12 protein-coding genes and 1 pseudogene are annotated in these 13,351 nt (G+C 68.2%); 8 read left to right on the top strand and 5 right to left on the bottom strand.

Annotated elements, in window-relative coordinates:
* Positions 1–4: 4 nt before the first annotated feature.
* A complete protein-coding gene (locus ASG77_RS10515) occupies positions 5–1,510 on the top strand; it encodes a glycoside hydrolase family 32 protein (protein WP_056344851.1) in 1,506 nt (501 codons plus the stop codon).
* A 16-nt stretch (positions 1,511–1,526) separates the two neighbouring features.
* Here the strand turns inward: ASG77_RS10515 and ASG77_RS10510 are convergent, their stop codons facing one another.
* From ASG77_RS10510 to ASG77_RS10495, 4 genes are all read right to left on the bottom strand, one after another.
* On the bottom strand, positions 1,527–2,612 hold the full coding sequence (locus ASG77_RS10510; RefSeq protein ID WP_056344847.1) for a LacI family DNA-binding transcriptional regulator: 1,086 nt from the start codon (positions 2,610–2,612) through the stop codon (positions 1,527–1,529).
* 88 nt (positions 2,613–2,700) lie between these two features.
* Positions 2,701–3,888 carry an MFS transporter gene (locus tag ASG77_RS10505; protein WP_056344844.1) on the bottom strand — a complete coding sequence of 396 codons (1,188 nt, stop codon included), beginning with the start codon at positions 3,886–3,888 and terminating at the stop codon, positions 2,701–2,703.
* 90 nt (positions 3,889–3,978) lie between these two features.
* Entirely contained in the window at positions 3,979–4,482 is a 504-nt protein-coding gene (locus ASG77_RS10500; RefSeq protein ID WP_056344841.1) for an SRPBCC family protein, read from the bottom strand.
* A gap of 13 nt (positions 4,483–4,495) precedes the next feature.
* The gene (locus ASG77_RS10495) at positions 4,496–4,828 is read right to left on the bottom strand and encodes an ArsR/SmtB family transcription factor (RefSeq protein WP_056344838.1); all 333 of its coding nucleotides are present in this window, start codon (positions 4,826–4,828) and stop codon (positions 4,496–4,498) included.
* A gap of 189 nt (positions 4,829–5,017) precedes the next feature.
* On the opposite strand from ASG77_RS10495, the gene ASG77_RS10490 reads away from it, so the two are divergent.
* Positions 5,018–5,419, top strand: coding sequence for an Hpt domain-containing protein (locus ASG77_RS10490; protein WP_056344835.1), 402 nt, complete (start codon positions 5,018–5,020; stop codon positions 5,417–5,419).
* Between the two features lie 38 nt (positions 5,420–5,457).
* Here ASG77_RS10490 and ASG77_RS22525 read toward each other — a convergent pair.
* Positions 5,458–5,728: pseudogene (locus ASG77_RS22525) on the bottom strand (DUF6855 family protein).
* A gap of 58 nt (positions 5,729–5,786) precedes the next feature.
* Between ASG77_RS22525 and ASG77_RS10480 the strand changes: the two are divergent.
* The 6 genes from ASG77_RS10480 (at position 5,787) to ASG77_RS10455 (ending at position 13,265) form a co-directional block, all read left to right on the top strand.
* On the top strand, positions 5,787–6,785 hold the full coding sequence (locus ASG77_RS10480; RefSeq protein WP_056344833.1) for an ABC transporter ATP-binding protein: 999 nt from the start codon (positions 5,787–5,789) through the stop codon (positions 6,783–6,785).
* Positions 6,778–8,409, top strand: a complete 1,632-nt coding sequence (locus tag ASG77_RS10475; protein WP_235564442.1) for an ABC transporter permease — start codon at positions 6,778–6,780, stop codon at positions 8,407–8,409. The genes ASG77_RS10480 and ASG77_RS10475 overlap by 8 nt, the downstream gene beginning before the upstream one ends.
* A complete protein-coding gene (locus ASG77_RS10470; RefSeq protein ID WP_056344827.1) occupies positions 8,406–8,918 on the top strand; it encodes a GbsR/MarR family transcriptional regulator in 513 nt (170 codons plus the stop codon). The genes ASG77_RS10475 and ASG77_RS10470 overlap by 4 nt, the downstream gene beginning before the upstream one ends.
* Positions 8,902–9,918: a magnesium and cobalt transport protein CorA gene (locus ASG77_RS10465; protein ID WP_056344823.1), complete on the top strand. Its 1,017-nt coding sequence runs from the start codon at positions 8,902–8,904 to the stop codon at positions 9,916–9,918. Before ASG77_RS10470 ends, ASG77_RS10465 begins: the two co-directional genes overlap by 17 nt.
* A gap of 22 nt (positions 9,919–9,940) precedes the next feature.
* Positions 9,941–10,957, top strand: a complete 1,017-nt coding sequence (locus ASG77_RS10460) for an o-succinylbenzoate synthase (protein ID WP_056344820.1) — start codon at positions 9,941–9,943, stop codon at positions 10,955–10,957.
* A 235-nt stretch (positions 10,958–11,192) separates the two neighbouring features.
* Positions 11,193–13,265, top strand: a complete 2,073-nt coding sequence (locus ASG77_RS10455) for a PhoX family protein (RefSeq protein ID WP_056344818.1) — start codon at positions 11,193–11,195, stop codon at positions 13,263–13,265.
* The last annotated feature ends 86 nt before the right edge of the window (positions 13,266–13,351 follow it).

The following is a 13,351-nucleotide window of genomic DNA, read 5'->3' as shown; positions in this document are numbered from 1 at the left end:
CTCCATGTCATCCCCGGACCTCGCCGCCGCCGACTTCGCCCGCCTCGCCGCCGCGCACCCCGACGCCGCGTTCCCGCACTTCCACCCCCGCCCCGCGCAGGGCTGGATCAACGACCCCAACGGGATCAGCCACCTCAACGGCCGCTACCACGTCTTTTTCCAGTACAACCCCGAGTCCGCCCGCCACCACAGGATCGCGTGGGGCCACCTCAGCTCCGCGGACCTGGTCCGCTGGGAGGAACACCCCGTGGCGCTGCGCCCGCAGGATGGCGGGCCGGACGAGTACGGCTGCTGGACCGGTGTGGTGACGGACGACGGCGGCGTCCCCACCGCCGCGTACTCCGGTGTCCGCGGCGACGGCGGCCACTCCCAGGTGGTCATCTCACGCGGTTCGGCGGACCTTGTTTCCTGGACCCAGGATGGGCACGTCGCGGCGTCCATGCCGGCCGATCCCATGGTCACGGCGGTCCGCGACCCCTTCATTTTCCGCTTCAACGGCAAGCGCTACGCCATGCAGGGTGCCGGGCTGGCCTCGGGCCACGCGGCGCTCCTGCTCTACACGGTTGAGGACCTGGCTGACTGGAAGTACCAGGGCATCTGGCTCACGTCGGAAAACCCTGTGGCCGGTACCTTCACGCCGGCCGAGATCTGGGAGTGCCCGCAGCTGGTGCGGGTGCCGGCCGTTTCCTCCGTTGAATCCCCGTCCGGGGACGACACTTCTTCCGGTGACGCGTGGGTCATGATGTTTTCGCTGTGGCTCTCCGGCGATGACCACGAACACGCCAACGGGGTAGGCCACCTCATCGGCTCCCTGGCCGAGGACCCCGCCACCGGGCTGCCGGTATTCTCCCCGGAGACAGGCGGAAAGTCCGACCTGGGCCGGGACTTCTACGCGCCGCAGATCATGCAGCTGCAGGACGGTGCCGGCGCCGGTGCTCCTGGCACTCCTGTTTCTTCCTCTGCTCTTGCTGCTCTCGCGGAGCCCAAGGCGCTGCTGTGGGGCTGGGCCAATGAAGGGCCGGGACGGGACGGCCGCCGGGGCCGCAACCAGGCCGAGATCGACGCCGCGGGCTGGGCCGGTGTGCTCACGCACCCGCGCCTGCTGTCCGTGGTGGACGGTTCCCTGGCCGTGGCACCGGCGCCGGAGGTGGCTGCCTACCGTGGCGCGCAGCTGGCTGCGCAGGCTGCCGGGAGCGTTGAGCTGCCGGCGTATGCCGAGGCTGTGGTGACCGCACGCTCCGGTGGGCCGAGCGCGCTGGCCGCGGACGCCGTCGTCGAACTTTCCCTGCTGGCCGATGGTTCAACCGGCGCCGGGCAGGTGGTGTTCAGCGGGACACTGGCTGCGGGGGAGGAGCTGCGCGTGTTTGTGGACGCGTCGCTGGTGGAGGTGTACCGGAGCGGTTCGGTGGCCACCACGCTGCGCGCCTATCCGGTGCCCGGCGAGCGGTGGGTGCTGGGGGTTCCCGAGGGTGCGGCTGCGGACGTCTGGCAGCTGGAGCAGCCTCAGTAGCTCTGATAGGCCGGTGTCAGGTCCGGCCGGCGGGGACCGGGCCGGTTGACTCGCGTACGACAAGCCGGCACGGGACCAGGGTGTGGCCGGGGCGGCCGTGTCCGGCGGGGGCGCCGCCGTCGTCGTCGTTGTCCTCCGGTTCCTCCGACAGTTTCCGGAGGAGCCCGGTCATGGCAGCGGCGCCCATCTCCCGCAGCGGCAGTGCCATGGTGGTGAGCGCCGGGACCATGGTGGAGGCGATCCGGAATTCGTCGTCGTATCCCATGATGGAGAGGTCCTGCGGGATGGCCAGGCCCAGCCGGTTGGCCGCGAGCACCACGCCGATGGCCAGGCGGTCGTTCGCGCACACGATAGCGGTGGGACGGTCCGGCGCAGCCACGCCGTCCAGGAGCTTCATGGCACCGTGGAACCCGGCATCGATGTCCCAGCCAGCCTCGAGGATCCGGCCCGGCCGCACCGGCAACCCGGCGGCCTCAAAGGCATCCCGGTGGCCCTGGATCCGGCGCGGCGCGGCGGGTGTGACGCCGTCACCGGCAAGGAACGCGATGTCCCGGTGGCCAAGCCCCAGGAGGTGCATTGCCGCCTCCCGGCCGCCGCGGACCTCATCCGGAATGACGGCGGGAACGCCTGCCTCGGGACGGTCATCGAAGCAGTTGGCCAGCACCGACGGCACGCGCAGCATGTTGAGCGGGACGTGCAGGGGGCGCAGGCCCACGGTGACATACATCAGCCCGTCCACCTGGCGGTCCAGCAGCGTGGCCACCGCACTTTCGTCACGGGTCTCGTCCAGCTCCGTATCCATCACCACGGTGACAAAACCCTGGGACCTGGCCACGGCGTCCGCGCCGGCGATGATATTGCCGTCGAACGGGCTGGTGACCACCTGGTCCGAGACGATCCCGATGATCCGCGACCGGCGGTTCCGGAGGCTCACGGCAATGGCGTTGGGCGTGTAGTTCAGCGTGGCCGCCGCTTCACGGATCCGGACCTGGCTCTCCTTGGCCACATTCCCGTCGCCGCGCCCGTTCAGGACCAGCGACACCGCGCTGCGGGACACCCCGGCGAGCTTGGCGACGTCGAGTGCTGTGGCTTTGCGGTTCATGCTGGGTTTCCTCCCGCGTGCGGTATTTCCTGCAGTCTACCTAACGCGTGTGAGGTGCGCCCGGACCCTGGCGCGGCGGCGCTTTCCCCTACCTGCGCAATGCAACGCTTGTGAGGTGCGCTTCAGGCAGGCGCGGCAGGCTGGCCGCCGCGACCAGCAGTGCCAGGGCTCCGAGGCCAAAGGGCAGGGCGGTGAGGGTGGCGATGCCGCCCACCAGAAGCGGCCCGCCGGCGTCGCCGAGTTCCCGCCCGAGTTCCGCCGAACCCATGGTCCGGCCCATCCGCTCCGGCGGCGTGGTGTCGGCCAAATGCGCGAAGCCGAGCGGCGTGGCCAGGCCGACGCCCGCGCCAATGGCTGCCGCGGCAATGAACAGCGTGACCGGGCCCGGCGTGAGGGCGATGAGTGCGACGCCCGCGGCGGTAAGGAGGAGTCCCGCCGTCGTCCCTTTGTTATCGCTGATGCGGTGCGCGTCCCGCAGCCTGCCGATCCAGGGCTGGACGAGAACCGACGCGAGGGCCAGGACGCTGACCGCTGCCGTTCCCGCAACCGGGCCAAGGCCGTGCCGGGTGGCCAGGGCGGGAACGAATCCGATCGCCGCGCCGAGCGCCCCGGTCGAGGCCGCCAGCACCAGCGTCGGCACCAGGAAACGCCGCTCAGTGACCTGGCGGGCGAGATCGAGCACGGTGTATCGCTGCCGGGGGAGCGGCGCCAGGTGCGGAACGGACACCAGCACCCACACGGCAGTGGCCGCCGCCAGCACCGAGAGGGCGCCGAACAGCAGGGCAAACCCGCCCGCCAGGATCAGGCCCGCCCCCAGCAGCGGACCGATGACGTACCCCAGGCTCTTCCAGGAACCGTACCGGCCGAAGTAGGTCCCGGCCTTCTTGCCTCCGGCCAGCCGCGCAACCATCGCGGACGACGCCGGCGAGAACGCCGAAGCCGCTGCGCCCTGCCCCAGCCGCGCGAGTCCAAGCATCAGCGGATCCGCCGCCCAGAGGCCGATCAGCGACAGCATCGCGAAGGCCAGGAGGCCGCCGACGATCACGGGCTTGGTTCCGATCCGGTCGCTCAGGGCGCCGAAGACCGGCTTGAGGAAGACCTCGGACACGTCATAGAGGGCCAGCAGGATGCCCAAGTTGAGCAGCGTCAGGCCGATGTTCCCGCTCTGCGCGCCCATTCCGGCAGCGATGCTGTGGGCGCCGAACGCGGTAACGAAGCCGGCCGCGTACAGGGGGACCGTGGCGGATCGGGTGGCGAGGCGGCTTGGGGTTGTCACACCGTGAAGTGTAAACGCGGGGTCACTTCCGGCCCAATAACCGTCGTTTATCCGGCCCGAAGTGACCCCGCGTTGCCTAAGGCGATGCGCTCAGGTGAGGGACGCCGCCAGCTCCTCGATGATCTCGAACTGCTCGCGAACGCCGCCTTCCATGCCGGACTGCGCAATCATGTCCCGGACTTCCTTGCTCCCCGCATCGGTGCGGATCCGCACGGTGGTGGCGCCGCCGTCGGCCCCGTCAAAGGTGACCGTATTAAGCACGCCACCCTCCTCGCTGTCCGGCGCGGTGCCCGGCATCTCCATGACCTCCGTGTGGACGATCCGCTCGTTGGGCACAATCTCGCGGTACGTGCCGTGGAAGGCCACCTCGAATTCGCCGTGCGCCACCATGACGTACCGCCACGCGCCGCCGACGCGGAAGTCCATGGCCGCCACGGTCATCTCACCGCGCCGGCCCGGCCACCATTTCTTGACGAGTTCCGGAGTGGTCCAGGCCCTGTAAACGAGGTGCGGGGGTGCGTTGAGGGTCCGCGTGATCAGGATTTCTGTGTCGCTGGGGAACGTCACATCCATGGTGCTGCTTGCCTGTGCCATTGTCCTGCTCCTTTCAGTGCTCTTCTTTGAGATCCTCCAGCACGTCCTCGAGAAGATCGAAGCGCTCCTCCCAGAGGTGCTGGTAGCTGGCCACCCAGTCGTGGATGGGCTTGAGGGCTTGCGGATTGAGTCGGTAGAGCCGCTGCCGGCCTTCGTCACGCACGACGACGGCGCCCACCTCGCGCAGCACCCTCAGGTGCCGTGACACATGCGGCTGCGCCAGGCCCAAAAGGGTCACCAGCTCGTTGACCGGGCGCTCGCCTTGAGCGAGGGCGTCCAGGATTTCCCGACGGCGGGGCTCAGCCACCGCATTGAACGTATCTGCCGTTGTTGCTGCCCGTGCCATACCGCGATTGTATACCCATATGGATATGCATTGGAAGAGACGGATAGCTCATCTGCCACGCAGTGCCGATGACTTGAAAAGTCGAGTACCTACTACTGATGCTTTCGGCATCCCCGGCCGCATAGCGTCGTATGGGGGACCTGCGAGACGTCCATCGGTACACCGCTTCTGGGGGCAGGAAGGACAGCAATGGCGCCGGACGAGGGCAATGCCCTTCCCCTCCTGGACCAGGCCGTGCTGGATAGGCTGCGCACCGAGCTCGATGACGACGAGGGAGTTTGGATAGTGTTCGTGCGGAACTTCATCGACTATTTGCCCCAGAGGACTGAAAAGCTGCGACTGACCCTGACCACCGGGGACCTGGCCGGCGCCCTGGACGCTGTCCTCAGCCTCAAGACCGCCAGCCAGATGGTAGGCGCGGAGCGCCTCGCCGAGCTTGCTATGGACCTGGAACGGTCCCTTCGACACGAGACCTTAGACTCTGAACCAGCCCGGGTCCTGCCCCGGTTGGCAGCGGACCACCTCACCCAGATCAAGCGCTGCGCCCGGCAGACCAGTTATCTGCTGCAGAAGTACCTGCACTCCGGGTGAGGCCGTAAAAGATGGCCCCGGGGTTCGGGAGCGAGAGGTCAGCGTTTCGGCAGGGCCCGTACTGTGTTGTTCCGCTTCCCGTGCGTGAGTTCGGCCAGGCCCAGGGCTTCCAGGAGCGGCGGGAGATACATGCCAAGCCGGCCGCGATACCCCTTCCGCAATCCGTACGCCCAAGGGGTTGGCGGGGTCGCGGCCCCAGGCCTCGACGCTGTCCTCCGGCGCGGGCTGGCTTTCATCGGCAGCCCCCAGCGGAATCCAGTCAGCTTGCTCCAGCAGCCACGACCATTCCCACCTTCCTGGATGACACACGGAACTCCAGCTGATTTGCAGTCTTCACAAATTTATGAAATTGAGTAATGTTCCGCCTATGGACACCATCATCCAGACCGTTGAATTGCACAAGCATTTCGGCAGGGTCCGGGCACTTGACGGGCTCAACCTAGAAGTCCAGCGCGGCGAAATCCATGGATTCCTCGGACCCAACGGCGCCGGGAAGTCCACCACCCTCCGCATCCTGCTGGGCCTGGCCAAAGCCACGTCCGGCACGGCCAGCGTTTTGGGGCTTGACCCGTGGACGCAGTCCGTTCAGCTGCACCGGGGCCTGGCCTACGTTCCCGGCGACGTGCGGCTTTGGCCCAACCTGTCTGGCGGCGAGACCATCGACCTGCTCTCGCGCCTGCGCGGCGGCACCTCCGGCCGCGCTGCGGAGGGCACGCCCTACGCCCAGCGCAAGGCACGTCTTTGCGAGGCCTTCGACTTCGATCCCGGCAAGAAGGGCCGTGCGTATTCGAAGGGCAACCGGCAGAAGGTCGCGCTGATCGCCGCCCTGGCCACGGACGCCGAGCTGTACCTCTTCGACGAGCCCACGAGCGGACTTGACCCGCTCATGGAGGCGGTCTTCCGCCGGGAGACGCTTGCCGCCGTCGAACGCGGGGCCACCGTGCTGCTCTCCAGCCACATCCTCTCCGAGGTTGAAGTGCTGTGCCAGCGGGTGAGCATCATCCGTGCAGGCAGGATCGTCGACGGCGGCACCCTGGACTCCCTGCGCCACCTCACCCGCACGGAGGTCTCCTTCGCGGCGGACGGCGTGGACACCCGTGCCCTGGGGGAGCTCAGCGCCGTGCATGGATTGACGGCCGACGGCGGCAGGGTCAGGTTTGGTGCCGACTCGGGCCGGATCGCCGAGGTGCTCCCCGTGCTGGGCTCCCTGGGCGTGCAGGGACTGATCATCACGCCGCCATCGCTCGAGGAGCTGTTCCTGCGCCATTACGGTGACACGTCCGTGGCCGCCGAGGCAGCCGTGGGAGAGCCCGGGGCGGCGACCGCCCGGCGTCGGCACCTGCTCGGTGCGAGGGGTCGTGGCTGAGGTGGCCGCGCTCCGGATCCTGTGGGGCCAGCGGCTGCGGCGGGACCGCTGGCAGCTCGCCATCTGGGTGCTGGGCATCGGTGCCCTGGCACTCTTCTCCGCAACCGCCATCCAGCAGACCTACGGCGAGGATTCCAGCCGCGCCGAGATCCTGCAGGTGGCCATCGCCACCCCCGCCATCCTGATGCTCCGCGGCCTGGCCCGCGGGGCGAGTATCGGCGCCTTCACGTTCTTCCAGATCTTCTCCTTCCTGGCCCTCCTGGCCGGCATGATGAGCACCTTCCTGGCCGTACGCCACTCACGGGCCGAGGAGGAAAGCGGTAGTGCCGAGCTGATCGCATCCACCCCGGCCGGCCGCCTGACCCCCGCGGCGGCCACCCTGCTGCACGGCACCGCAGCCAACGTCCTGGTGGCACTCGCGGTGTTCGCCGGCTTCACGGCAGCGGGGCTTGATCCGGGCGGTGCCCTGGTCGCGGGAGCCGCCACGGGCGCCGTCGGGCTGGCCTTCCTGGGCGTGGGCCTCCTCATGGCCCAGCTGATGGGAACATCCCGCGGCGCCAACGGGTCCTCCGCCGCGCTGGTAGTCCTGGCGTACGTCCTGCGGGGCATCGGGGATGCCACGGGCACGCCCGACGCCGGCGGGACGGTCATGACTGCGGGCCCGGCCAGCTGGTTCTCACCGATCGGCTGGGGCCAGCAGACATTCGCCTTCACCGGCGACCGCTGGTGGCCGCTGCTCCTGCCGCTGGCGCTCGCCGCCGTAAGCCTCGGAGCCGCCTGGGTCCTCCTGGAACGGCGGGACAGCGGCGCAAGCGTCTGGGGAGCCCTGCCCGGCCGGGTTGCCGCCCGCCCGGGACTGAACAGCCCCTTTGCACTCGCCCTGCGGCTGCAGACCGGCTCGATCATCGGCTGGAGCCTGGGCGGACTCGCGGGAGGACTCCTGGCCGGCTCGCTCGGCAGCGCGATCGCCGCCGTGGACCTGGCCGACAGCAGTGCCACCGCGGTGCTTCGCGCAATCATCCAGTCCCAAGGGGCGTCGCTGACCCAGATCATGATCTCGGTCCTGTTTTCGATCGTCGGAGTGCTGGCCGCCGCCTGCGGACTCCAGGCTGTCCTCCGCCTGCGCCAGGAGGAGGCCGCCGGCACCGCCGAACTGCTGCTCGCCGCCCCGGTAAGCCGGATCCGCTGGCTCACCGGCTACCTGGCGCTGGGCACGGCCTCGGTGGTGCTGGTCATGTTCCTCGCGGGGCTGGGCGCCTGGGCATCCCTGGCCAGCTCGAGCGACACGTCCATGGATGTGTGGGCCGTATGGGAGACCGCCGCGGCCCAGCTTCCCGCGGCACTGATCTATCTTGCTGTGCCTGCGCTGGTGTTCGTCCTCTGGCCACGAGCCACCATCGGTCTGGGCTGGGCGCTCCTGGCCGCCGGAGTGGTGCTGGGCATCTTCGGCGGCATGGTGGGCCTGAACCAGGACATCCGCAACATGTCTCCGTTTTCCCACACCCCGGTGCCCAACGGCACGACGACGGACTGGAGCGGTGCGTGGTGGATGCTCGCCATCGCAGTGCTCACCGGCGCCGTGGCCGTCGTTGTTATGCGGCAGCGGGAAACGGGTACAGCATGACGGCGGACGCGGCTGCGGTCAACGCCGCGGCGGAAAAGGCCGCAGCAGGCTTCGCCTCGGCGGGCTTCCCTAAGATGCCTGCCCGGGCCCTGATGGCCCTGGTCTCCTCCGAGGACGGGAGCCTCACAGCAGCCGAGCTTGCGGAGAAACTGGGGGTGAGCGCCGCCGCAGTGTCCGGCGCCGTCCGGTACCTGCAGACCGTGGGCTTCGTCCACCGGGTCTCCCAGCCCGGCAGCCGCCGCGACCTGTACGCCCTCTACGACGATGAGTGGTACATCGTCTCGATGCGGAAGAGCCCCACCTACCAAAGCCTCGCCGCCCTGACGGATACAACCGCCGAGGCGCTGCCGGTTGGATCCGCCGCCCGGTCCCGAGTGACGGAGATGGGCCGCTTCTACCGCTTCCTCGCCGCCAGGATGCCCGCACTCCTGGACGATTGGGAGCGCGAAAGGAACGCTGGGTCCAGCGACGTTCCGACAAGGAGGCCCGGCCATGACCATCATCGATAACGCGGTGTACGTGGACGGGGTCAGGACGGCGGACCCCGACGGCCTGGACGAGACGTACTTCGTCCTGAGGCAGCGCGAAGGAATGGCGTGGATCGGACTGTACCGCCCGGACGCCAATGAAATCAGGTCGGTGGCCGAGGAATTCGACCTGAGCCCCCTTGCCGTGGAGGACGCCCTGGCCGGACACCAGCGGGCCAAGCTGGAGCACTACGGCGAATGCGTCTTCCTGGTGCTCCGCCCCGCCCGCTACCTCGACGACGTGGAGAAAGTGGACTTCGGCGAGATCCACGTTTTTGTCGGCGCCGATTATGTGATCACCGTCCGCCACGCCGAATCTCCGAACCTGGCAAGGGTGCGCCAGCGGATGGAATCCACGCCGGAGTTCCTCGCCTTGGGCCCGGAGGCCGTGCTGTACGGGATCCTGGACCAGGTGGTGGACGAGTACGAACCCGTGGCCGCGGGGCTGGAGAACGATGTGGACGAGATCGAGGACGACCTCTTCGGTGCCGATCCGGACGTGTCGCGCCGGATCTACGAACTCTCGCGCCAGGTCATCACCTTCCAGCGTGCCACCAGCCCGTTGGTGGGCATCCTCCAGGCCCTCGCGGCCGGATCACCGGAGCACCAACCGGGTCCCGAGCTGCAGGACCACTTCCGTGACGTGCTGGACCACGTGATCCGGCTCAATGAGAGGGTGGCATCCTTCCGCGCGCTGCTGCAGAACGCCCTCGCCGTCAACGCGGCCCTGGTGGCGCAGCGGCAGAACGACGAAATGCGCAAGCTCACCGAATCCAGCTTCGCCCAGAGCGAGCAGGTGAAACGCATTTCGGCGTGGGCGGCCATCCTGTTTGCGCCCACGCTGGTAGGGACCATTTACGGTATGAATTTCACCGCCATGCCCGAGCTTAACTGGGTCTTCGGCTATCCATTTGCCCTTGGCCTGATGGTTGCCATGGGGCTGGGGCTCTACTGGACGTTTAAGCACAACAAGTGGATCTAGGGCCGCCGGTACAGTGAAGGGCATGCCCGCCGACGCCGATCTGCCGCCCGCAGCCTTCCCCTCCCTGGACGAACTGCTCGCCACTGCCCATGTAGTCAGCCTGCCCATGCGGGTGAAGTTCCGCGGCATCATGGAACGCGAAACACTGCTGCTGCGCGGCCCGCACGGCTGGGGCGAGTTCTGCCCGTTCCCCGAATACGCCGACGCCGAGGCCTCCCGCTGGCTCGCCGCCACCATCGAGGCCGGCTGGCACGGCTTCCCGTCGCCCGTCCGATCGGTGATCCCCGTCAACGCCACCGTTCCCGCCGTCTCCGCGGACCGTGTGCCGGAGGTCCTGGCCCGCTTCGGCCGGGTGGACGCCGTCAAGGTCAAGGTGGCCGAGCGCGGGCAGACGCTCGACGACGACGCCGCCCGGGTCGCCGCCGTCCGTGCCGCCCTGCCGGACGCCGCCATCCGCGTCGACGCCAACGGCGGTTGGGACGTGCCCACCGCGGTCTCGGCACTCACCCGGCTCGCCGCCGTCGGACTTGAATACGCCGAGCAGCCGGTGCCCACCATCGAGGGGCTCGCCGAGGTGCGGCGGCAGCTGCGGGCCGCCGGGACGCCGGTGCTGATCGCGGCCGACGAAAGCGTGCGCAAGGAATCCGATCCCCTTCGTGTGGCGCGGGCGGGCGCGGCGGATCTGCTGGTTGTTAAGGTCGCGCCGCTCGGGGGAGTGCGGCGCGCGCTGGACATCGTGGCGCAGGCCGGGCTTCCCGCCGTCGTCAGTTCGGCGCTGGACACCTCCGTGGGCATCCGCGCCGGGCTGGCTCTGGCGGCTGCTCTGCCCGAGCTGCCGTATGCGTGTGGGCTGGGGACGGTGTCGCTGTTCACCTCGGATATCACGCTGGATCCGTTAGTGGCCGACGACGGCGCCATCCGCCTCCGCGACGTCGCCGCCGACGCCGGGCTGCTGGAGCAGTTTGCGGCTTCCGCGGAACGCCGCGGCTGGTGGCTGGCGCGCCTGCGCCGCGTCCACGCCCTCCTGGCCGCCCACTAGCCCACCCCGACGCTCTCTCACTTAACGCGCCTTTTGGGCTGACGCTCTCTCACTTAACGCGCCTTTTGGGCTGACGCTCTCTCACTTAACGCGCCTTTTGGGCTGACGCTCTCTCATATGCGCAGGTCATCGGGGGTTACCGGCGGGTTTACCTCCGGTTCACCTCGCTGACGGCTGCCCGTAGGAACCGGCTGAAAGGGTGAGGGCACCGCATCGATTTTTTTGGAAGGCAACCATGTCTGAAACTGCCCGCAAGTTCACCCTGCTGCCGATGCTCGGCCACACCAAGGGCAAGCGCAGTGCCGTCACCTGCGCCCTGAAGTGCGACAACGCCTGCGCAGGCGACGTCTGCAACACCAGCTCCAACAGCTACTTCCGCGACATCGCCTCCGCCACCATGTCCCGCCGCGCCGCCCTGGGCTTCGGCGCCGCCGGTGCGCTCGCCGTCGTCCTCGGCAGCGCCGTCACCTCACCGGACTCCGCACATGCCGCCGGCCTCTCCAAGGCCGCGAAGGAAGGCTTCGGCAAGTCCAAGCTGCAGTTCACCGCCATTCCCTCGATTGATGCAATGGTGGACGCTGTCACCGTGCCGGAAGGCTTCACCTGGAAGCCGGTCATCCGCTGGGGCGACCCCATCTTCAACGACGCGCCGGAGCTGGACCTGAACAACCAGACGGTTGCAGCCCAGGAAAAGCAGTTCGGCTACAACAACGACTACACGGACATCCTTGAGATTCCGGGCAGCAAGGGCCGCCGCGCCGTTCTGTTCTCCAACCACGAGTACACCAACGACGCCATCATGTTCCCTCCCGCCATGCCGGCCGAGCAGCAGCGCAAAGTGGGAGCAGCCGCACACGGGCTGTCCGTTGTGGAGCTGGAGCGCCACAACAAGAACCAGCCGTGGACCTACGTCAAGGGCGCGGAACTGAACCGCCGCTACCTGAACAGCACGGTCTACGAACTGACCGGCCCCGCTGCAGGATCTGCTTTGGTCAAGACCGTCGAGGACAAGGACGGCCGCTTCATCAAGGGCACCCTGGGCAACTGCGCCGGCGGAACCACCCCTTGGGGCACCATCCTCTCCGGTGAGGAAAACTTCCAGGGCTACTTCGTCGGCAACGGTACTTCCGCCGGAGACAAGCGCTACGGCATCACCAGCAAGCCAACCGCCCGCAAGTGGGAACTGGACGAGGACCGCTGGGACACCCGCAAGCCCGGCTACGAGAACGAGGCCAACCGCTTCGGCTGGATCGTGGAAGTCGACCCCTTCGATCCCACCTCCACCCCGAAGAAGCACTCCTCGCTGGGCCGCTTTAAGCACGAGGGCGCCAACGTCATCATTGCCGAGTCCGGTCACGTAGTGGCCTACTCCGGCGACGACGAGCGCTTCGACTACCTGTACAAGTTCGTTTCGAAGGACAAGTACGTCGAGGGCGACCGCAAGCACAACATGACCCTCCTGTCCGCCGGCAACCTGTACGTCGCCAAGTTCACGGGCAACTCACCGGCCGCTGAAATCACCGGCACCGGGGCCGTCCCCGCCGACGGAGCGTTCGACGGCATCGGCCAGTGGCTGCCCCTGGTGGTGGACGGCAAGTCTTCTGTTGCGGGCATGACCGTCGAAGAGGTCCTGGTGTACACCCGCCTTGCTGCCGACAAGGTTGGCCCCACCAAAATGGACCGCGCCGAAGACGTGCAGCCCAGCCTCCACACCGGCAAGGTCTACGTGGCGTGTACCAACAACTCCAACCGCGGCACCGGCACGAACGAGGGCGCCACCGAGGTCAACCCGCGCAACCAGAACCGCGATGGCCACATCGTCGAAATCACCGAGACCGGCGACCAGACCTCCACCACCTTCACCTGGAACCTGCTCATGGTGTGCGGCGATCCCAAGCAGGGCGACGTCACCTACTTCTCCGGATTCCCGGCGGACCAGGTCTCGCCCATCTCCTGCCCGGACAACCTCGCGTTCGACTCCGTGGGCAACCTCTGGATCTCCACCGACGGCGCCCCCTCCGGCATCGGCCGCGCGGACGGGCTCTTCAAGGTCACCTTGGAAGGCGCGGAGCGCGGCAAGGTGGAGCAGTTCCTGGCTGTTCCGCGCGATGCCGAGACCTGCGGCCCCATCATCCACGATGAGGAGCGCACCGTGTTCGTCGCCGTGCAGCACCCGGGCGAGGACGGCACGTTCGAGAAGCAGGTTTCCTTCTTCCCGGACTACGTCACGGAAGGCACGACGCCGGCTCCCGGCCAGGTGCGGGCACCCCGCCCGTCCGTGATCCAGGTGTTCCGCACGGACGCCTAACCTCACCCACGTACCAGGACGCTCTCTCACTTAATGTGGGTTTTTGGCCGACGCTCTCTCACCTTCTTCCCGTTTGGGAGCGAAAG

The sequence above is a fragment of the Arthrobacter sp. Soil762 genome (assembly GCF_001428335.1).
Lineage (GTDB): Bacteria > Actinomycetota > Actinomycetes > Actinomycetales > Micrococcaceae > Arthrobacter.
This window is presented reverse-complemented; position numbering and strand designations above follow the sequence as displayed.

What these genes read in the sequence shown, in the direction of transcription:
- ASG77_RS10480 (WP_056344833.1), top strand. Translation starts at nt 5,787, where the DNA reads ATGGACACCATCATCCAGACCGTTGAATTGCACAAGCATTTCGGCAGG.
- ASG77_RS10515 (WP_056344851.1), top strand. Translation starts at nt 5, where the DNA reads ATGTCATCCCCGGACCTCGCCGCCGCCGACTTCGCCCGCCTCGCCGCC.
- ASG77_RS10510 (WP_056344847.1), bottom strand. Translation starts at nt 2,612, where the DNA reads ATGAACCGCAAAGCCACAGCACTCGACGTCGCCAAGCTCGCCGGGGTG.
- ASG77_RS10470 (WP_056344827.1), top strand. Translation starts at nt 8,406, where the DNA reads ATGACGGCGGACGCGGCTGCGGTCAACGCCGCGGCGGAAAAGGCCGCA.
- ASG77_RS10455 (WP_056344818.1), top strand. Translation starts at nt 11,193, where the DNA reads ATGTCTGAAACTGCCCGCAAGTTCACCCTGCTGCCGATGCTCGGCCAC.
- ASG77_RS10490 (WP_056344835.1), top strand. Translation starts at nt 5,018, where the DNA reads ATGGCGCCGGACGAGGGCAATGCCCTTCCCCTCCTGGACCAGGCCGTG.
- ASG77_RS10465 (WP_056344823.1), top strand. Translation starts at nt 8,902, where the DNA reads ATGACCATCATCGATAACGCGGTGTACGTGGACGGGGTCAGGACGGCG.
- ASG77_RS10500 (WP_056344841.1), bottom strand. Translation starts at nt 4,482, where the DNA reads ATGGCACAGGCAAGCAGCACCATGGATGTGACGTTCCCCAGCGACACA.
- ASG77_RS10495 (WP_056344838.1), bottom strand. Translation starts at nt 4,828, where the DNA reads ATGGCACGGGCAGCAACAACGGCAGATACGTTCAATGCGGTGGCTGAG.
- ASG77_RS10460 (WP_056344820.1), top strand. Translation starts at nt 9,941, where the DNA reads ATGCCCGCCGACGCCGATCTGCCGCCCGCAGCCTTCCCCTCCCTGGAC.